Annotated in this window: 17 protein-coding genes and 1 tRNA gene; 11 read left to right on the top strand and 7 right to left on the bottom strand. The window is 56.1% G+C overall.

The features are described from left to right. Nucleotides 1-3 precede the first annotated feature (3 nt). From FrondiHNR_RS04160 to FrondiHNR_RS04150, 3 genes are all read right to left on the bottom strand, one after another. Entirely contained in the window at nucleotides 4-1,272 is a 1,269-nt protein-coding gene (locus FrondiHNR_RS04160; protein WP_279353993.1) for a folate-binding protein, read from the bottom strand. Between the two features lie 103 nt (nucleotides 1,273-1,375). Beyond that, nucleotides 1,376-2,119, bottom strand: coding sequence for an FABP family protein (locus FrondiHNR_RS04155; protein WP_279353992.1), 744 nt, complete (start codon nucleotides 2,117-2,119; stop codon nucleotides 1,376-1,378). Nucleotides 2,120-2,282: 163 nt separating this feature from the next. Next, nucleotides 2,283-2,600 (bottom strand): hypothetical protein, encoded by a 318-nt coding sequence (locus FrondiHNR_RS04150; RefSeq protein WP_279353991.1) that lies wholly within the window; start codon nucleotides 2,598-2,600, stop codon nucleotides 2,283-2,285. Nucleotides 2,601-2,692: 92 nt separating this feature from the next. Here FrondiHNR_RS04150 and FrondiHNR_RS04145 point away from each other — a divergent pair, with 92 nt between their 5' ends. From FrondiHNR_RS04145 to pstB, 9 genes are all read left to right on the top strand, one after another. Continuing rightward, entirely contained in the window at nucleotides 2,693-3,400 is a 708-nt protein-coding gene (locus tag FrondiHNR_RS04145) for a response regulator transcription factor (RefSeq protein ID WP_279353990.1), read from the top strand. Then, nucleotides 3,354-4,370: a mycothiol synthase gene (gene mshD, locus FrondiHNR_RS04140; protein WP_279353989.1), complete on the top strand. Its 1,017-nt coding sequence runs from the start codon at nucleotides 3,354-3,356 to the stop codon at nucleotides 4,368-4,370. The genes FrondiHNR_RS04145 and mshD overlap by 47 nt, the downstream gene beginning before the upstream one ends. 15 nt (nucleotides 4,371-4,385) lie before the next feature. Beyond that, the gene (locus FrondiHNR_RS04135) at nucleotides 4,386-6,533 is read left to right on the top strand and encodes an RNA degradosome polyphosphate kinase (protein ID WP_279353988.1); all 2,148 of its coding nucleotides are present in this window, start codon (nucleotides 4,386-4,388) and stop codon (nucleotides 6,531-6,533) included. Beyond that, nucleotides 6,530-7,468 (top strand): NUDIX hydrolase, encoded by a 939-nt coding sequence (locus FrondiHNR_RS04130; RefSeq protein ID WP_279353987.1) that lies wholly within the window; start codon nucleotides 6,530-6,532, stop codon nucleotides 7,466-7,468. Before FrondiHNR_RS04135 ends, FrondiHNR_RS04130 begins: the two co-directional genes overlap by 4 nt. A gap of 216 nt (nucleotides 7,469-7,684) precedes the next feature. Next, nucleotides 7,685-8,332, top strand: a complete 648-nt coding sequence (locus FrondiHNR_RS04125; protein WP_279353986.1) for a hypothetical protein — start codon at nucleotides 7,685-7,687, stop codon at nucleotides 8,330-8,332. Nucleotides 8,333-8,664: 332 nt separating this feature from the next. After that, nucleotides 8,665-9,756 (top strand): phosphate ABC transporter substrate-binding protein PstS, encoded by a 1,092-nt coding sequence (pstS, locus tag FrondiHNR_RS04120; protein ID WP_279353985.1) that lies wholly within the window; start codon nucleotides 8,665-8,667, stop codon nucleotides 9,754-9,756. A gap of 237 nt (nucleotides 9,757-9,993) precedes the next feature. Further along, nucleotides 9,994-10,911 (top strand): phosphate ABC transporter permease subunit PstC, encoded by a 918-nt coding sequence (gene pstC / locus FrondiHNR_RS04115; protein ID WP_279354463.1) that lies wholly within the window; start codon nucleotides 9,994-9,996, stop codon nucleotides 10,909-10,911. 1 nt (nucleotide 10,912) lies between these two features. Further along, nucleotides 10,913-12,067 carry a phosphate ABC transporter permease PstA gene (pstA, locus tag FrondiHNR_RS04110; RefSeq protein WP_279353984.1) on the top strand — a complete coding sequence of 385 codons (1,155 nt, stop codon included), beginning with the start codon at nucleotides 10,913-10,915 and terminating at the stop codon, nucleotides 12,065-12,067. Nucleotides 12,068-12,108: 41 nt separating this feature from the next. After that, entirely contained in the window at nucleotides 12,109-12,888 is a 780-nt protein-coding gene (pstB, locus tag FrondiHNR_RS04105; RefSeq protein ID WP_279353983.1) for a phosphate ABC transporter ATP-binding protein PstB, read from the top strand. Between the two features lie 259 nt (nucleotides 12,889-13,147). Here pstB and FrondiHNR_RS04100 read toward each other — a convergent pair whose 3' ends face one another. Next, nucleotides 13,148-13,792, bottom strand: coding sequence for a DNA-directed RNA polymerase subunit beta (locus FrondiHNR_RS04100; RefSeq protein WP_279353982.1), 645 nt, complete (start codon nucleotides 13,790-13,792; stop codon nucleotides 13,148-13,150). Between the two features lie 222 nt (nucleotides 13,793-14,014). Between FrondiHNR_RS04100 and FrondiHNR_RS04095 the strand changes: the two genes are divergently transcribed. Then, a tRNA-Lys gene (locus tag FrondiHNR_RS04095) sits at nucleotides 14,015-14,087 on the top strand. Nucleotides 14,088-14,889: 802 nt separating this feature from the next. On the opposite strand, the gene FrondiHNR_RS04090 is transcribed toward FrondiHNR_RS04095, so the two are convergent. The 3 genes from FrondiHNR_RS04090 to FrondiHNR_RS04080 all read right to left on the bottom strand — a co-directional run bounded on the left by FrondiHNR_RS04090 (nucleotide 14,890) and on the right by FrondiHNR_RS04080 (nucleotide 18,806). After that, the gene (locus tag FrondiHNR_RS04090; RefSeq protein WP_279353981.1) at nucleotides 14,890-16,218 is read right to left on the bottom strand and encodes a leucine-rich repeat domain-containing protein; all 1,329 of its coding nucleotides are present in this window, start codon (nucleotides 16,216-16,218) and stop codon (nucleotides 14,890-14,892) included. Between the two features lie 363 nt (nucleotides 16,219-16,581). Further along, the gene (locus FrondiHNR_RS04085; protein ID WP_279353980.1) at nucleotides 16,582-18,534 is read right to left on the bottom strand and encodes an ABC transporter ATP-binding protein; all 1,953 of its coding nucleotides are present in this window, start codon (nucleotides 18,532-18,534) and stop codon (nucleotides 16,582-16,584) included. Next, complete coding sequence (locus FrondiHNR_RS04080; RefSeq protein WP_279353979.1) at nucleotides 18,531-18,806, bottom strand: DUF3499 family protein; 276 nt, start codon at nucleotides 18,804-18,806, stop codon at nucleotides 18,531-18,533. Before FrondiHNR_RS04080 ends, FrondiHNR_RS04085 begins: the two co-directional genes overlap by 4 nt. A gap of 37 nt (nucleotides 18,807-18,843) precedes the next feature. Here FrondiHNR_RS04080 and FrondiHNR_RS04075 point away from each other — a divergent pair, with 37 nt between their 5' ends. Further along, nucleotides 18,844-19,296, top strand: a complete 453-nt coding sequence (locus tag FrondiHNR_RS04075) for a metallopeptidase family protein (RefSeq protein WP_279353978.1) — start codon at nucleotides 18,844-18,846, stop codon at nucleotides 19,294-19,296. Nucleotides 19,297-19,304 lie beyond the last annotated feature (8 nt).

The following is a 19,304-nucleotide window of genomic DNA, read 5'->3' as shown; positions in this document are numbered from 1 at the left end:
GGGTTACTTATCCACCGCGCGATTATTCAGACGCGGCAAACGCGGAACATCGGCAACGGATCCCGCATCTGGGGGCACAATAACGTTCTGGGCGGCTGCAATCTCGGAAGGGCTCTCGGCGTCGCCCGCGATAACCAGGAGATCAGTATCAATCGGTGCAGAACGTTTGAGCAGGGCTAAGGCGATACCACCCAGTTCGTAGTGGCGTGCGGCGGTGGTAATGACCCCCACCTGTTTACGACCGTCATCAGAAACCAGGTAAACAGGGTCGCGGCGCCGGGGAAGGATTGATTCGGTGCCGTCGAGGTGCAGCATCACCAATCGACGAGGAGGATGCCCCAGGTTGTGAACCTTGGCAACCGTTTCTTGACCTCGATAGCATCCCTTGCTCAGGTGAACAGCTGTTCTCATCCAATCGTACTCATGCGGTATTGCTCGCTCATCCGTCTCGTGTCCCTGCCGCGGACGCCAGGCCTCCACCCGCAGAGCCTCCAGAGCGTGCCAACCGGCAGCGCTCAGACCAGCCTCGGTAAGATCCGCCACCACATCGGTGATGCCCCCGCGAGGAACCACGGCCTCTACGTATCGCCAGTGAATCGAGGGGTGTGGATCTTCACCCTCCGGGAAACGCGCGTATTGCCACCCCCCTGTGGGAGGAGCGTTCCAGGCGTCACGCCACACCACAGGCCTGGCATTTGTCGTTTCGGCGCGAGACAGAAGATAGTCCACGGCAGCGCCGCCCGAGTTCTTTTCGTTCACGTCAAAGGCATAGAGGGCCGCAACCACCGTAAATTTTGGAGTGACATCGGCCACCTCAACCCGCATCATAAAACGCATGCTGTTCAAAAATTCCACCATGGGCACCGTCTGATCACCCTCCACAATCAACCAGGAGGTGTCTCCATCATCGTAAAGGTGGATCACATGCTCAATGCGCCCCGTAGGACCCAGAATCATTGTTTCAGCCGAGTCTCCGGGTTTTATCCCCAGCAAACTCTGAGTTGTCATATTGTGCAACCAGGCCAGTCGGTCCTCACCGGTCACGGTTACCACCCCGCGATCGCCCAGGTCGACCAGCGCGCGCCCAGCTACCAACTCGCGCTGCTCGCGATTTGGTGAGCCGTAGTGTGCGGGGGTTTGTACTGCAGCTGGGAGGTTACCAGACTGATCGATGGCAGCTTCGCCGTCGGCGATGGCCCTGGGGAGGGTAAAAAAAGGGCTGCGCATGGCAGTAGCGTGACCGCTCTGCGAACTCTGTGATTCAACAGACACAACAACAACCTCAATCTTTATTGGATACTCTTACAACAACACTCTGCACTCTCGGAGCATTCCATAAAAATCATAATTTGCCCTGCGCCACCCAAAGAGGAGTTCAATCACGCTTTGCCAGGCGGGCAGAGGCGTGACTCCTGAGAGGCTGACCGAGCGCAGCCATGTCCCAGGCCCATAGCAGGTGATTATCCACTAGGCCATACATGCGGGAGGCGGCAGTGTACTCTTTAGCGCCCTCAGCGCGCATCACGTAGTCTGTGGCCAGGTCGATACGGGGTCCCGCTATTCTTCCCAAGTACAGTTCGCCCACACCCGTGGGATGAACCAGAAGAACCTCAAGGGGAAAACCCTCTCCCTCGGCAAGAGGGATACGCAGGGCCTCCACCGATTCGGCGGTGCCATAAACTGTGTCGCCGCTCCCTGGAAGCATACCCGGCCCCGGATCGTGTTCGGTCCGGGGCCGACTTAACCGCCAGTATCCCATCTCGCTCACGAGGGGGCGTTCACCCTGCGAAAAGACCTCGTCGACCCCAACCATCGGAGTCTGTGTGTCCGCGCCGCTATTTAACGCCACATCTTTGTCGGGAGCGGTGGCTGCCTGAGCAACATCATCCTGCCTATCGCCCTCGGGTTCCTCGGCCAGATTCGGGCCGATCAACCACGAATACGAGTTGTAGTTGAGGTACGGGAGGCCGTCATGGCTAAAACTGACGCGCTGACCAAACTCTTGCGAAATACGCTTGCCGTCAACCGAGTACTCAATAACGCCAGTTCCTTCCCACACCCCAATCAGCCACGACAACGGGCCGAGCTCGGCAGGAATATCGGTACGAATGTTTATCATGAGGGTGACGCAGTGACCTAGCGCTGCCCTTTAAAAAGCTTATAAACCACCATCCCGGCAACCCACGTGATGGCAAGCGAAGCCAGACCTAAAAGGCCAAGGAAAAATAACTCAAGTGCAAATAGCGGGTCCATAGTTTCCAGTCTAGGGCACGATTCCGGCTCTATGCCACAAGAATAATGGGCACAGAAAAGAAAGCGATGATGAACAGGGAGCCGACAACGCTCAGTGCTATCCGATCGATAAAACCCTGTCGCTGCGCCGTGCCCAATTGCAGCCCAAAGCTCAGAAGCGTTGCCCCACTCAAGACCACGATGAACCACTCAACCTGCAGAGCGGGACTCGCCAAAAGACTCACGAGTGCCGACGCGACGGTGGTTGCACCCCAAACTATAACGAGGCGCGACCAGTGCCAGTAGTTTGTGCTACCTGGTTTGTCGTGTTCAGGGTTGACCGGGGAGGGTACAGGAGCATCTGTCATGGCCTAATTGTGACACGTTAGGATGCCCGGCGCAGGGCATTGACCAGGTTTTAAGAGTAGGATTACGCAAGAAATTAGTTTTGGGAGGGTGAATGGCTCAGGTTCTTGTCCTCACCAACCCCGGTGGTGACAACCCCCTTCCCGCTCTGGGATTGCTCAACCACCACGTACGATACGCCCCACCCAGCACGGGTCGTCTGCGTGAGGCCCCCTCCCACGGTCTGATTCTTATTGATGCGAGGAATGACCTGGCCGGCGCAAAAACCCTGTGCAAGATGCTCGGCGCGTCAGGCGTGCAGACTCCAGCAATCCTCATCGTGACGGAGGGAGGGTTCACCGTGATCGGCGTGGACTGGCCCGTGAGTGACATCATTCTCGACACGGCCGGCCCGGCAGAGATAGATGCACGAATCCGGCTCGCACTCGGGCGCAGCACAGTGCAGAGCGAACCCCATCGCATTCAAGCCTCGGGCGTCTCCGTCGACGAAGCCAACTACTCGGCAAAGGTGCGAGGCAAACCGCTCGATCTCACCTACAAAGAATTTGAACTCCTACGCTTCTTCACCACCAATCCCGACCGCGTTTTTACACGGGAGCAGTTACTCAGCGAGGTGTGGGGGTATGACTATTTTGGCGGAACAAGAACGGTCGACGTGCATGTACGACGGCTTCGTGCCAAGCTGGGCGATCGAGAACAACTCATCGGTACCGTAAGGAATGTGGGCTACCGATTTAATCTGGCGGAGGACGACAATGACGAAGAAGGCAGCACGGACACTTCCCCTGACAGCAAATCTTGAGGAGCATCAAAAACTCGTCAATGATTTTGTGAGTCGGGTTACGGGGTCAGACGGTATTCCCCCGTTCTCTGATCAGGGCTTGGTCGATTGGAAAAAGGGTGCCGCAACAGTTATTGCGATACCGACGGATGACGCGGAGTCCCCCACAGCGGTACGCGGAATCGCTCTGTACAGCACGTCAATACGGGACCGCGCCCCATCGAGTGAAACTCCCCTACTGAGCACGGCGCTTGAGCTCTCTATCGCCCCCACCGACCGGGGGATGGGACTCGGCACGCTCCTACTTCACGAGGTTCTCCGCGATGCGCAGGGTGAGGTTCTCGCCTGGGCGCACGGCCACACACCTGCCGCTCAGCGACTTGCGCAGACACATAATTTTAAACCAATTCGCACGCTTCTCCAGCTCTCGGCTCCCGTACCCGAACTCTCTGAGCCCCCCGCCAACACAACCGTTCACAGCGGTATCGGAGATCATCAGGACATCACCCTCAGAGCATTTAAGTCGGGACAGGACGAGCGCGCCTGGATAGAGCTCAACGCGGTGGTATTTGCCGACCACCCGGAACAGGGCCAGATAACCGTGGCAGATCTTCTTGTACGCGAAAGTGAGCCGTGGTTTAGTCCCGGCGACTTTATCCTCGCAATAGACCAAAACGGAACCATGCTGGGCTACAACTGGCTTAAGGTCACGCCGGGTGGAGACGAGACCCGTCCGTCTGGCGAGATCTACGCCATCGGGGTCTCCCCCGATGCGGCGGGGCGCGGCCTGGGTCGCCGCCTGCTCGACGCCGGGATTCAACGGCTGCGAGATCAGGGGGTAACACGGGTAACGCTGTATGTCGAGGGAGACAACACTCCCGCGCTTTCCCTCTACCGTTCCTCGGGCTTTGAGACCGCAAACACCAGCGTGCACTATCGGCGTGAGGCCGCGCCCGTTCCGTCCCCAAAACCGCAAGAACCCAGAGGATAGTGCAAGGATAGAAAGATGAATGAGACGTCTGCCCCGGGCCCGGCCGTAAGTTCGGACAACACCCCCATCCGCACGGAGCTTCCCTCCAACCGCTACACCGATCGCGAACTCAGCTGGCTTGCCTTCAACCAGAGGGTGCTTGAGCTTGCGGAGGATCCCAACCTGCCGGTACTTGAACGCGCCAACTACCTGGCGATATTTGCTAGCAATCTTGACGAGTTCTTTATGGTACGGGTAGCCGGTCTCAAGCGTAGGATTCTCACGGGCCTCGCCGTCCCCACCAATGTGGGACGTGCCCCGCACGATGTGCTTGCAGACATCTCAAAGAAGGCACACGAGCTACAGGAGAGACACGCTAACGCATACCAAGAGCTTGTTGGTCCTGCCCTCGCACAAGCAGGTGTTCACGTGGTCACCTGGGATTCCCTCGACCAGGCGGACAAAGACATCCTCTATCAGTACTATTCCCAGCACATCTATCCCATCCTGATGCCCCTCGCGGTAGACCCCGCACACCCGTTTCCCTATATCTCGGGGCTCTCGCTTAACCTCTCGATTCGGATACAAAACACCAAGACGGGCAAAGAGGAGTTTGCTCGACTCAAAGTTCCCCAGATGATGCCCCGTCTCGTCCGGGTGGATAAGCGCGAAACCCTCGACTACGTACGATATATCGCGCTCGAAGACCTGATTGCCAACCACCTCGATCGCCTCTTCCCTGGGATGAAGGTACTGAATCACCACATTTTTCGGGTCACCCGAAACGAAGACGTTGCGATCGAGGAGGATGAAACCGAGAACCTCATCCAGGCGCTTGAAAAAGAGCTACTGCGCCGCCGGTTTGGCCCGCCTATCCGGCTGGAGGTCAGCGGAGACATGGATGAGGAAACCCTCAACCTGCTGGTGCGCGAGTTTGATATCACCGAGCAGGAAGTTTATGTTCTCCCCTCGCCCCTCGACCTGCGAGCGCTGTTTGAGGTGCAAAAAATTGATCGGCCCGAGCTTCACTTCCCCAAGCACATTCCCACCACCAACGTGTGGCTGAAGCCGTCCTCCAACAACGAGCGTCCCGACATTTTTAAGGTGATCTCTCGCCGGGATATTCTGGTACACCACCCATACGAGTCCTTCACTACGAGCGTTCAGGAGTTTCTCGAGCAGGCCGCGGATGACCCGGATGTTCTTGCAATCAAACAGACACTCTACCGCACGTCGGGTGACAGTCCCATCGTTGCCGCGCTGATTAAAGCGGCGGAGTCGGGCAAGCAGGTGCTCGCAATGGTCGAGATCAAAGCGCGGTTCGATGAAGAGGCCAATATTTCCTGGGCCCGCAAGCTAGAAAAAGCGGGTGTGCACGTTGTGTATGGAATAGTGGGTCTCAAAACGCACTGCAAGCTGGTGCACGTTATCCGCGAAGAAAAGGGTGTGCTCCGGCACTACAGCCACATCGGAACGGGAAACTACAACCCCAAAACCAGCCGCATCTACGAAGACCTGGGGTTACTCACCGCCTCCGAAACCGTGGGCAAAGACCTCACTAAGCTCTTTAACGTGCTCTCGGGTTACGCCATCGAGAAGAAGTACAAGCGGCTCCTCGTTGCGCCCCTGCACATGCGCAACGGCCTGCTCGGCAGGATCGAGGCGGAGGCCGCGGCGGCGCGGGCGGGGCACCCCAGCGGCATCAAGATTAAGATCAACTCGATTGTTGACGAGACCATTATTGATGCTCTCTACCGGGCGAGCAACGACGGGGTCCCTGTCGATGTGTGGGTGCGCGGCACCTGCGGCATCCGGGCGGGTCAGCCGGGATATAGCGAGAACATCCGGGTACGCTCCATCCTGGGCCGCTACCTGGAGCACTCCAGAATTTTTGCGTTCCACAACGGCGGCGATGAGGATGTTCTAATTGGCAGCGCCGACATGATGCACCGCAACCTCGACCGCCGCATTGAGGCCCTGGTGAAGCTGGTGGCTCCCGAACACATCACACAGGTTCAGGAGATGTTTGCCCTCGCTTTCAGCGACACGATTGCCTCGTGGGCGCTTGAAACCGACGGCACCTGGACCCGCAATCACGTTGATAGCAAGGGCGCTCCCCTCGGCGACCTCCAGGACGTCCAAATGGCTCTGGCTCACTCTCGTCGCAGAACGGGAAACCGATGACCACAGATATTTACGCTGCCGGAGCGGTATGCTGGCGACGGGTTGGTGACGACATTATGGTGTTACTCATTCACCGCACCCAGCACCGAGACATCTCGTTCCCCAAGGGCAAGGTCGACCCGGGCGAAACCCTCCCCCAGACCGCCGTTCGGGAGGTTAAGGAGGAAACCGGCATCAGCGTCTCGCTCGGAATCAACCTGGGTGTTATCAGCTATCCGCTCTCTAAGAAACACGAAAAACACGTTTATTACTGGGCTGCAGAGGTCACGGAAAAGGCCGTGCAGCGGTCGACTTTCACCCCCAATAAAGAGGTTGACGCCCTCATCTGGACGCCCCTCGAGGAGGTGCGTTCCGAGCTGAGCTATCGGCAGGACAAAGAGATCTTTGATGTCTTCGCCAAGCTTTTCACGAGGAAGGCGCACGACACTTTTTCGGTTATCCTGCTTCGCCACGCGAGAGCGGAACTCCAGGGAACGGAATTTCCCATTGATTCCGAACGCCCACTGAGTGAGTTGGGTGAGGCTCAGGCCCAGGAGATTGTTCCCACCATCGCCGCGTTTGGCCGACACAAGATACGCTCCAGCACGGCGCTTCGCTGCAGGCAAACGGTTGAACCCCTGTCCACCTATCTTGACCGTAAGGTTGTCTACAGCGAGGATCTCAGCCAGGAGGCCTGGGAGACGGGCGAGTTTGATCTGCGTCCGCTCATTGGAACCATCGTGTGCAAGAAAAAGAACGTGGTTGTGTGCAGCCACGGGCCGGTGCTTCCCGAGGTTGCACGTGAGCTGGTGCTGGCCACCGGGTCCCTGCCGGGGAGCTACGTTGCCGAGTCAACCGCACTGCCGGTATCCGGGTTCTCGATCTTTCACTTCTCGCGCAACAACCCGAGCGCGGGCATCCTCTCGATCGAGACCTATCCGCGGCTGCTTCGCTAGCGTGCGAGGAACAGAAGCGTTGGTAGCACCACATCCCCAGCCTCCGAGCGGAATGGCCACCTTAATATCCAGCCAAAAACCTTCTTTTTTCCATCTAAACAGCCCCACTCGAAGAGAGCTCTGGCCACCCCGTAACACGCTGAGCCTTCAGGGGCCGCCTAGGATATGATTTACTTCAGCACGATCTGATTAACCTTCACAAGATTAGGGAACATTGTGGCTCAAAGAAGAGATAGACTATCGCGCCGGATCATATGGATCAGAACGGCAATTGTGGGGGCAACGGGGATTGCTCTGGCAGGTGCAACGGTGCTCGGAATATCACTCATTAACCCTCCCACCTCAATCGCCGGATCAGAAGGATTAAGCGTTGAAGCAGAAAAGCTCAAGGCTGAACCAGAAAGGTTAAGGGCTGAATCAGAAGGGTCAAACGACGAGCCTGCAGGCACTCACTCTTTCTCCGCTGCAGGCCTCCCCGCAGCGGTGCAAGAAGCACTGGATAAATACAGTTACCTTCCGCTACCCCCGGGAGCTACCCTGCAAAGCGCGGCAAGGGTTCGCGAAGACCTTAAAGCTGACCCCAATGCCTCGTACGAGGAGGGCATCCAAGAAATGATGGTTCTTCACGACTGGTCCTGCGCCTGGAAGAAAGAAGTCCTCGACGCTAGCGACCAAAAGGACCAGAAACGTCTAGACGAGGCAATGAAACAGCTCTACTACTCGCTCACCATCCCAAAATACATAGAGTCTTTTGTTGGCATGGATGAATGGGCCGAGTCGGTGCTTGATCCGGTAACCCGCGGAAACTTTGGACCACTCAGTGATGAGTATTCCCTCGCGTGTAGGTATGTATCAGATCAATAGATCTTTTACCTGAGCGCACACCAACGAGGATCAGCCGCTCGTCTTGTTGACCACTTATTACAAATACCACGGATCGGCGCCCTACATGCGGCGAAAGAAGCAAAAACCAGGGACAGTCGAATGACTCATGAAAACAAGCGTTTGCTGGGTGTCGATCCGAGAGCCCTTCAACTCCCGCATCCCAACCCCCGTTATCAAGCGTCCCCCTATCGTTAACCTTGCGTTTACCTTGGCGAGGAAAACTAGTCACCGACGGCGCTTAATGTTCAGAGTGAACCGCCCAGGTTTATCAACATGACATACCCTCGGACGTAGAAGAACGGATACCGTACGTGAGATTTTCCACCGCAGGCGTAAGCCTTGCAATCGCAGTCACCACAGCCCTCTCCCTCACCGCATGCGCTACCAACGAGGGGGGTGACAGCAGCGATTCGTCCTCTTCGCTCAGCGGAACTATCGCAGGCATCGGCGCATCTTCGCAAGGCAGCGCCCAGGAGGCCTGGATCGCCTCGTTCCAAACGGCGCATCCCAGTGTGACCATCAACTATTCGCCGGACGGCTCGGGAGCGGGGCGCAAAGCCTTTGCCGCCGGAGGTGCAGCCTATGCCGGCTCCGACTCAGCTCTAAGCGACGAGGAGCTTGCCGGCACATTCGGTTCGTGCAAGCCCGACACTCTCCCCCTCAACCTTCCCGTCTACATCTCTCCTATTGCGGTGATCTACAACGTTGAAGGAGTTGATAATCTCAACCTCAACGCCGCCACCCTGGCCATGATCTTCAAGGGTGATATCACGATGTGGAACGATCCCGCCATCGTAGCTTTGAACCCTAACGCGACACTGCCGAGCGCCAATATCACGCGAGTCAATAGGTCGGATGACTCGGGCACCACCAAGAACTTCAGCGACTATCTCTTTCAAAACGTTCCCGAAATCTGGAGTGAAAAACCAAGCGATTCCTTTCCCTACCCCGGTGGGGAGGCCGCAAAGGGCACTTCCGGCGTAGCGGATGCTGTGGCCAACGGGGTAAACACTATTGGGTACGCCGATGCATCAGCCGCGGCAGCGCGCAACCTCAGCGTTGCTAAACTCCAGGTTGGTGACGAGTTTGTGGCCTACTCACCAGAGGCTGCGGCGGCGGTTGTTGATGCCTCACCCCTCATCAACGGTCGCGGTGATAACGATCTTGCAATCGAGCTTGATCGAACCAGCACCGAGCCGGGAACCTATCCCCTCGTTCTGGTTAGCTACATCATTGCGTGCCAAGAGTACACCAACTCGTCTCACGGAGAAATTGTGAGGGACTACCTCGAGTTTGTAGTGAGCGAGGAGGGTCAGAAAGAAGCGGCACAGAAGGCCGGATCGGCTCCCCTCTCAGGCTCGCTCAGTGAAAAGATTCGATCCGTCGTTGCCTCCATATCCTAGATTTATCGCGTCTCCACTCGAGCCTGTTGCTGCCCCCTCCCACACACGGCGGGGGCACCAGCAGGCTCAGTGCTGCGCCACCAATCGATTGATCTGGCAAAAAAGTCAGATCGGAAAAGCCTCGGAGAAAAGAGAGATATCAGCAGTATGAGCAAGACCACCGCGCACAACGCCGGTTCCGAGCCTCCCGACAGCATCACAGCGGGCGCAGAAACCACTTCGGGGCATCCCTCTCAGATGCGCGCCAAACGTCGATTGGGCGACCTGCTCTACTCAGGAACTTCCCGTTTCGCCGGGATTCTCATCCTGGTAACGCTCGCCGCCGTTGCGGTCTTCCTCGTTGCCCAGAGCATCCCCGCGCTCACCGCCGACCCCCGAGAGCTGCGGGGAGCACCCGATAGCTTTTGGGCGTATGTTGCCCCACTCGCTTTTGGAACCGTGTGGGTATCTGCTCTTGCCCTCCTCTTCGCCGTTCCCGTCGCAATCGGCATTGCACTCTTTATCTCACACTACGCCCCCCGTAAATTAGCCGCCGGATTGGGGTACCTCATCGATCTGCTCGCGGCCGTTCCCTCGGTGGTCTTTGGTCTCTGGGGCATCAAAGTGCTTGCCCCCGCCGTGCAGCCGCTCTATGCCTGGCTCACCGAGAATATGGGATGGTTTCCCCTGTTTACCGGCCCGGTCTCGGGAACCGGACGCACCATCTTGACAGTGGCGATTGTCCTCGCGGTGATGATCCTCCCCATTATTACCGCACTGTGCCGCGAGGTCTTCTTGCAAACGCCCGTGCTCCACGAAGAGGCCGCACTGGCACTCGGAGCGACCCGGTGGGAGATGATCAAAACGGCGGTTCTTCCCTTTGGTCGCACGGGAATAGTTTCCGCATCAATGCTGGGACTAGGCCGAGCCCTCGGCGAAACGATGGCGGTGGCGATGGTTCTCTCCCCCGCTGTTGTCATCGATTTTGCCCTTTTGACCTCCACAAACCCCACAACCATTGCGGCCAATATCGCACTAAACTTCCCCGAGGCTTTTGGTATCAACGTGAACGCCCTCATCGCCACCGGCCTCATGCTCTTTGCCATCACCCTCCTGGTGAACTCCATTGCCCGCGTCATTGTCAATCGCCGCAAGGCGTTTTCGGGAGCCAACTAGCATGCCGACCGTCACACTCAACCCCAATCGCAATTCCAATCGCGGCCTCAATCGCGGTAGGACCACCCCCCTCACAAAGCCCAATCCCCTCACCGCGGGACGACTCCCCCGGGGGGCCCCCACCACACTCCTCATCGGCAGCCTAGTCACCTCAGCGCTTCTCTTCCTGCTGCTACACTTTGCCAGCGTTGTTGACAGCGGAAAGCAGGCCTCCCCGCTCGAGATTAATTATTTCGGTGTCGTTTTTGTCGGGGCGGTGCTCTACACCGCATCCATTACAATCTTTGCTTGGCTTGCGGAGGGCCGCCGTCGGGCACTCGACCGTCTCATGACCACCCTAATTGTCAGCGCCTTTATTCTGGCCCTGATCCCCCTAGTGTCGCTACTGTTTACCGTGGTGGCGGGCGGAATAGGTCGCTTTGATCCCGAGTTTTTTAGCTCCTCAATGCGCAACGTCACGGGAGAGGGTGGAGGGGCCATCCACGCCGTCGTGGGAACCCTGGAGATCACCGGTCTTGCGACCCTCATCTCGGTTCCCATCGGGCTCTTTACTGCGGTTTATCTGGTCGAGTACGGGCGCGGCTGGCTGGCCAGGGCAATCACATTTTTTGTTGACGTGATGACGGGTATCCCCTCAATCGTTGCCGGACTCTTTGCCTTTGCCCTCTTTGCGATCTTCTTCGGTCCCGGGGTTCGCATGGGTTTTGGAGGGGCGGTGGCCCTGTCGGTACTCATGATTCCGGTGGTCGTCCGGTCATCCGAGGAAATGCTGAAGCTGGTTCCCAACGAGCTACGGGAGGCCAGCTATGCCCTCGGTGTTCCCAAGTGGCTCACCATCTCCAAGGTGGTGATTCCCACCTCGCTGGCGGGTATCACCACGGGAGTGATGATCTCTATCTCGCGGGTGATCGGAGAGACCGCCCCCTTGCTCATCATCGCCGGGTTTACCGCCAGCATGAACTACAACATGTTTAGCGGACCCGTGATGACGCTACCGGTGTACGTGTATAACTCGTATGCAAATCCGGGAACCGACGTCTCAGCCTATCTTGACCGGGCCTGGACGGGTGCCCTCACCCTCATTCTCATCGTGCTGGTGCTCAATCTCGGTGCCCGCGTCATCGCTAAAATATTCTCACCTAAACTTCCCCGATAATCCGTGCTCTCCCAAACCACCCCACGCTCATAAGGAACCCCGTGTCAAAAAGAATCGAAATCAATCATCTCAACGCGTTCTACTCCTCTTTTCTTGCCGTTGAAGATGTTTCGCTCACCATCAGCGCCCGAAGCGTCACGGCGTTTATCGGGCCCAGCGGATGCGGGAAATCAACACTGCTTCGCACACTCAACCGCATGCACGAGGTGATCCCCGGTGCTCGCGTCGAGGGAGAGGTGCTGATCGACGGAAATAACCTCTACGGTTACGGCGTTGACCCCGTGTTAGTGCGCCGCCAGGTGGGTATGGTCTTTCAACGCCCCAACCCCTTCCCCACTATGTCGATCCGTGACAACGTGCTGGCCGGGGTAAAACTCAACAACCGTAAGATCACAAAGAATGACGCGGATGATCTGGTTGAAAAATCTCTGAGTGGAGCCAATCTCTGGAAGGAGGTCAAGGATCGCCTCGACAAACCAGGTTCGGGCCTCTCGGGAGGGCAGCAGCAGCGCCTGTGCATCGCCCGCGCTATTGCGGTGTCACCCGATGTACTCCTCATGGATGAGCCCTGCTCCGCCCTCGACCCGATCTCGACACTCGCGATTGAAGACCTCATTGAAAATCTCAAAAAGGACTACACCATTGTCATCGTGACCCACAACATGCAACAGGCGTCGCGGGTGTCGGATAAGACCGCCTTCTTTAACATCGCGGGCACCGGAAAACCCGGCAAACTCATTGAGTACGACGACACAACCACAATCTTTTCAACGCCCTCCGATCAGGCCACCGAAGACTACGTGTCCGGCCGATTTGGTTAGAACCACCACGGCTTTACCTGATTCGCTACGCTCACGAACAAGCATCTGCTTTCGCCCGGCAGAGCCGGAAGATTGTAAAAGCCGAACCACAGAACGCCTCTCGGCGAGAGGCCGCTCGAAGCGGCGAATATTGGAGCCCGGGGTTACTGTGATCCGGCCTCATTATTGTATCTCACAAGCCAACCCACTCACCACAGAAAAAGCTGTGCCACTCACAAAAATCTCATGAGAGCTACTAGGCGCCGAGAATCCGCACAACCTAGTCAAGCGAATTGCTGCGCCAAAGCTTTGCAACCGCACGGAAGTCATCCGCAAATTGAGCGTAGCGAGCGGCTCGGGTAGTGAGACCCTGCGCACGCTCTGGATCGCTCCCTTCCGCACCCTGTGCAAGCACAACATACCCGGTACGCATAACACTGGCAAAGGCGGCTGCCCGCTCGCAGGCAATCGCCAGATCACCATCAAACACACCCCGCAGGATCCGATCGCACAGCTCAGAGATTTCCGTCGGGCCGGTGGGGGTGACCGCACCCGCCACAACGGGATCGATGGTGCTCAAAGCGTCGACTCCCAGTTGGTAGGTGTAGCTCGTTCCCTCCGGATCGTTACGCACGACAGCGCGGACAAGATAGAGTCGCCACAGCGCGCCGGGGAGCGAGCGGGCGCTCGCCCGGGACCATAGCTGGGCAATATCGCCCAGCCCTCCGTGAGTGTCCGCAACAAGCATACGCTCAACAATGTCCTGAGCAATCGTCTCGCGGGCAGAGCTTGTTCGTACTCTTTCCAGCAGAGCCCAGGCGGTGCTTCGTGCGACGCTGTAATACTCTGCGGGGTCCTCTGCTCCCTCGTACCACTCAAACTCGTGCCCGGGTCGTAAGATTGGCCGTGCAAACTTTTCCCCCACGCCACCCGCCTTCCTCACATCTCCCTGGATCATACGATCCAAAAATGCCAGATTGTCCACAAACACAGGATATAGATTAGATCAAACTCGCCTGAAGTCTAGCTGTTAAAGTTACCGCTCCGCGATTATTCAGCATAGTTCACACGCACCGAGTAAAAAATTTGAAAATACCAGCCTCTCGATTAAGCATCTGGGCCCTAAACAGGGTAAGTTAGATGAGTCGGGCCTGTAGCTCAGTTGGCAGAGCATCGGACTTTTAATCCGCGGGTCGCGGGTTCGACCCCCGCCGGGCCCACCGAAATCCCCCGAGAAATCGGGGGATTTTCATTTTTACGAAATGATCTATTTTCCCCAATCCGTCGTTTATCCATCGACTTGAAATTGGTTTTCCATCCCGAAGAGAGCAGGGGTAATGATCTCAGGACGGAACCAGAATCGCGTACAATCCGCTCGCGCTCAATGTAGTGAAGATCCGTAATCGTCTGGGATGAGCGCCCTAGTGTCGCATTGCTGAAGTTTGTTTGGGGTCGACCTCGCAAGGATTTCCTCTGGATCCTTAGTCCAAACGACAGGGTGCTTGGGGTCATTCCAACCAACGATGAACTGTCGTATCTTCGCGTTGAGATCTTTCACTCCGGTTAAGATCCCCCGATGGATGGCCTACTTATCGATGATTCCGAACCAGACCCTCAACGAGATTCAACCAGAACCCCGATGTTCGGGTACAAGGGGCGTGGATAAGGGGCGTGGATACGAAGATGCTTCCGAAGCCACTAGTAAAGCTCGGGAGTCTTGTAGGTCAGGTAGTTGTCTAGTATCAGATGCAGTTTCTACTCGGGATAGGCAAAGTTAGCCTGCAAAAACGCGAGAAACTCTTGCCGACGGTGCTTCGGCTATACCGCATAGCCTGGATTCCTGTAGCAGGCATGGCAATAATCACATCTGTAAGCGGCGTGATCATTACGCGCGTACTCAGCTAAACAATATAGGGAAAAACGTGGATAAAAGCTGACAACATACGACGGTGGATTACGGCATGGCCGCGGCGCTCGCACCACCAGAGATAAGGGCAAAGCACAGGTAGTGTTTATGACAGTTTAGACTCGACGACGCATTCTCAGATCACGTCCATAGAGTGCCGCACCAGCCAGAGTGAGCACACCACTGAAAAAGCTCAGCAGTGACAGTTCACAAGTACCTGTGCTCGCAAGCATACCACCGTGCTTGTGGCCGCTCACCGTGGGTTGTGTCGGGTTCACTACAGATGGTACCGGCGGGTTATTTGGCTGGGGAACTGGAGGAGTGGGGAGCGAGATTGATTCCTGAGTGATCGTCCCGGAAAAAATTGACCCGCCACCGTTCTGCCAATCCCAAGTCAGGGTATTAGAACCGACTGCTGTATACGTCCAAGACAACCCATTAGAAGCAACCTCTGCGGAACCGGTCTTTGAGACCACTGGCAGCACATCAGACTCACCGCTAAACCCAATCACTGGACTATCCTGAGTATCACCCTGCACGATTGGGGGCAAAACAATACTTTGACCCTCAGCCTCAATGATAGATATCAGTGTGGACAACGAGGACACGTCACTAATCTGATTCTTTTTCAGGTACAGGTAGTTGAGGTGGACCAGTGTGGACAACGGAGACACGTCACTAACCTGGTTCTCGTCCAGGTACAGGTAATTGAGGTTAACGAGTGTAGACAGCGGAGACACGTCACTAATCTGATTCTTTTTCAGGTACAGGTGGTTGAGGTTGACCAGTGTGGACAGCGGAGACACGTCACTAATCTGATTCTCGTCCAGGTGTAGGTAGCTAAGTCTGACGAGTGCGGACAACGGAGACACATCACTAACCTGGTTCTCGTCCAGGTACAGGTTGAAGACTTTGACGAGTGTAGACAGCGGAGACACGTCACTAACCTGGTTCTTTTTCAGATCCAGGTAGTTGAGGTTGACGAGCGTGGACAGTGAGGAAACGTCACTAATCTGGTTCTTGTTCAGGTACAGGTAGTTGAGGTTGACCAGTGTGGACAGCGAGGAAACATCACTAATCTGGTTGTCGTACAGGCCCAGCTGGGTCAGGTTGACCAGTGTGGACAACGGAGACACGTCACTAATCTGGTTTTTGTCCAGGGCTAGCTGGGTGAGGTTGACCAGTGTGGACAACGGGGAAACATCACTAATCTGGTTGTCGTACAGGTTCAGGCTAAAGAGGTTTATGAAGGACTCGAGTCCTTCAATGCTGATAATTCCCTGGAAAGGACATACAAGGATTCTTATTTCTTGTGCTTGAGCCTCTGTAATAGGATCCTGGGGAGCTTGACCGAGCAGCGTATTGATACACGCTCTCAGGTTGTCGTCGGGAATATCCACGTCAGCAGCATATGCGGGTGACGCAACACACAGTGCCCCGGCCACAACAATACAAGCTGCGATTCAAGCTACCATACCACGGCGAGGTTTCATGTATAAACCACTTTTCCACCATACAGAAAAATAATTAAACAGAAAAACCTTAGCATGAATTGCTTTTCAATGTCGTTAACATTTTCTCAACGAAACCACGTTTGGTGACTCACTATTGCTTGGTTCCTCCTGAAGGCTTGTGCACTAGACCCTTTGCATACCGCGGTTGCGGGTTCGACCCCCGGACCCACATACTAAGCACCCGATCACTCATGAGCCTGTTTGATCGGGCACCTAGCCTTTACCGCACGAAGCCAAGCCGCATTCGCACAGCCTAAGCCATACCCAGGGTTATATGGGGACAAACCCAAGCCGTCATGGAACGACCTCCCCGGGCACCCCACCCGAGCCGTCTAGGCGCTGTCCCTCGTAGAGTTCTGTGTACAGCCCGCCCGCACCCAGTAACTCCGTGTGAGTTCCCTGCTCAACGATACGGCCCTTCTCCATCACAAAGATACGATCCGCCGCACTCACGGTTGATAATCGATGCGCAATCGACAGTGTGGTGCGTCCCCGTGATACGGTGTCTAGTGCCTGCTGCACGATTCGTTCGGAGTTAGAGTCTAAAGCGCTGGTTGCCTCATCCAGAATAAGGATGTCCGGGTCTTTGAGCAGAACTCGAGCGATTGCCACACGCTGCTTCTCGCCTCCGGATAATCGATACCCGCGCTCCCCCACAACCGTGTTATAACCGTCTGGAAACGACACAATCGTTTCGTGTATATTGGCCATCCGCGCGGCAGCGATGATCTCCTCGTTGGTGGCCTCCGGTTTTGCGTAACGGAAATTTTGAGCAATGGTATCGTGAAAAAGATAGGTTTCTTGACTGACAATTCCGATACGAGAAACAAGGGAACTCAATTGAAGGTCACGCACATCTTCCCCACCGATACGCACGGAACCCGAGGTGGCATCATAAAACCGTGGCACCAGATAGCTCAACGTTGTTTTCCCCGAACCAGACGGTCCCACAAAGGCGACAAACTGTCCCTCCTCTATTCGAAGAGAAACCCCGTCGAGGGTGTTTTCAGACGTGGAGGCCTCAATCTCAAACCCGACGCTTTTCTCGCTCCCGCCACCCTTTTCGCCCCCACGACTCTTATCCTCCCCGTCAACGGGATAGCGAAACGCCACGTTTGTGAATTCAATCGCCCCCAAGCGCTCTGAGAGAACCCGAGCACCCTCGCGATCAACAATGGCCGGTGTCATATCAAGATACTCAAAGATCCGCGCAAAAAGGCCCGAGGAGGTTTGCATGTCAAGAGCCACACGCATCAGACCCAATAGAGGAAACATGAGCCGCGACTGGGCGGCAGTAAAGGCCACGATAGTTCCCGCGGTGAGCTCAACGTAACCGCTCCCAATCATCACTCCCGCAACCAGATAAATAACGGCGGGAATACTCGACAGGATGATGTTTACGGTTGCAAAAAACCACTGACCGCTCATCGCCTGCCGTACCTGCAAGCGAATCTGTGCCCGATTCGCGGCGCGGTACCGATCCGTTTCGAACGACTGCCGGTCAAAACTCTTTGAAAGCAGAACCCCCGAAACGCTCAGCGTCTCCTGGGTGATGGCCGTCATGTCGGCAAGTGACTCCACCGTGGCAGAGGCAATCTTTGCCCGCACCCGACCGATTCTACGTTGAATCATCACCAGGACGGGCATGAGAACAAAAGCGATAATGGTCATTTGCCAGCTCAGCAGGAGCATAGCCACGGCAGCCGCAATGACCGTTACCGTGTTCCCCAAGACGTTGGAAACCGCGTTGGTGAGAACGTTTGCTACTCCCCCTACATCGTTTTGCAGCCGCGACTGGATGGTCCCCGTTTTTGTCCGCGTAAAAAAATTAAGTTCCATGCGCTGCAAGTGTTCAAACATGCGCACCCGCAACTCACCCATAACGCTGTTTCCCACTGTTGCCGTGAGGTAGGTCTGCCATACGCCCAACGCCGCCGAGGCCAGGTAGAGTCCCACCATTAAAAGAACCAGGTTCGTCAGAAGAGGAATGTTTACCCCGGACTCTGGGAAGAGCGCGTCATCAAAAAGTGATTCAATGAGAAGCGGGGGGATGACACTCAGCGCTGCCCCGCTCAACACAAGCACAACGATGAAAATCAATTGTGGACGATAGTTATTAAAGAGCCGAGAAATCCGCGAAAAGAGATGTGTAATGACAGGGGCTTGCGCGTTGAGTTTACGCTGAAGGTCTTCATCAGAGGAGCTTATCCGCCCCCGCCCACCACCAACCCTACCGATGCTACTCACTGACGTACCCGATGACTATCTGCGGAGTCACTACCCGTTGTACTCGGCATGCCGTTCCCTGCATTTACGCCGCGCAAAAGATCGTGACGATAGAGCTTCCAACCGCTGGGAGGGGTGAGGTGTTCCCCGTGCGTCTGGCAGAGATCGTAGCTATTGGGGTCAGCTTCTAAGCTCAACGGACCAATCGCTATTGAACATCCCTGATAGTCGTAGGTGAGGGAATACACAGCTGGACGCTGACACGTTGTCTTGGAACACAGTCTTGCATGCACCCATCAAGGGTACCCCGGATGGGGGTAAAGTTGAGCCATGAGCGATTCTCGACGTGAAACCTCCCGTGTTACCCAACGGGAAACGTTCTCCTCCCGCCACGGTCGAGACCTGCGCTCGCCCGTACTCGGACCCGAGCTTCCCATTCTCAACAATAGGATCGCCCTCTTCGATCGCATCGCGGGTGGAACCGTGGAATATCTGAGATCTCTGTGGCCGGAACAACTCAACTCCGTACAGTTTGATTTTGTCTCAGTTCCGACCGACAGTATTGAGAAAGACTCGGAAAAACCACAGCTGTGGCGCGTCACCAGAGCATCAAAACGCATCACGTTCTTTCGAGTGCCGCTACAACGCTCCGGTGACCTGCACATGGAAGATGCTCTCCAACGGCGAATGTTCATCGAGTACGCGGTGTACAGCGCGATAGCAGAGTACCTGGGCAAAGAACCCTGGGAACTCCTACCGCCCAATGGCGATAGGTATTACTAAAGCGTCTC

This window comes from Lysinibacter sp. HNR, from assembly GCF_029760935.1.
Taxonomy (GTDB): domain Bacteria; phylum Actinomycetota; class Actinomycetes; order Actinomycetales; family Microbacteriaceae; genus HNR.
The sequence above is the reverse complement of the archived record's forward strand: the minus strand, read 5'-3'. Positions and strand labels throughout refer to the sequence as shown.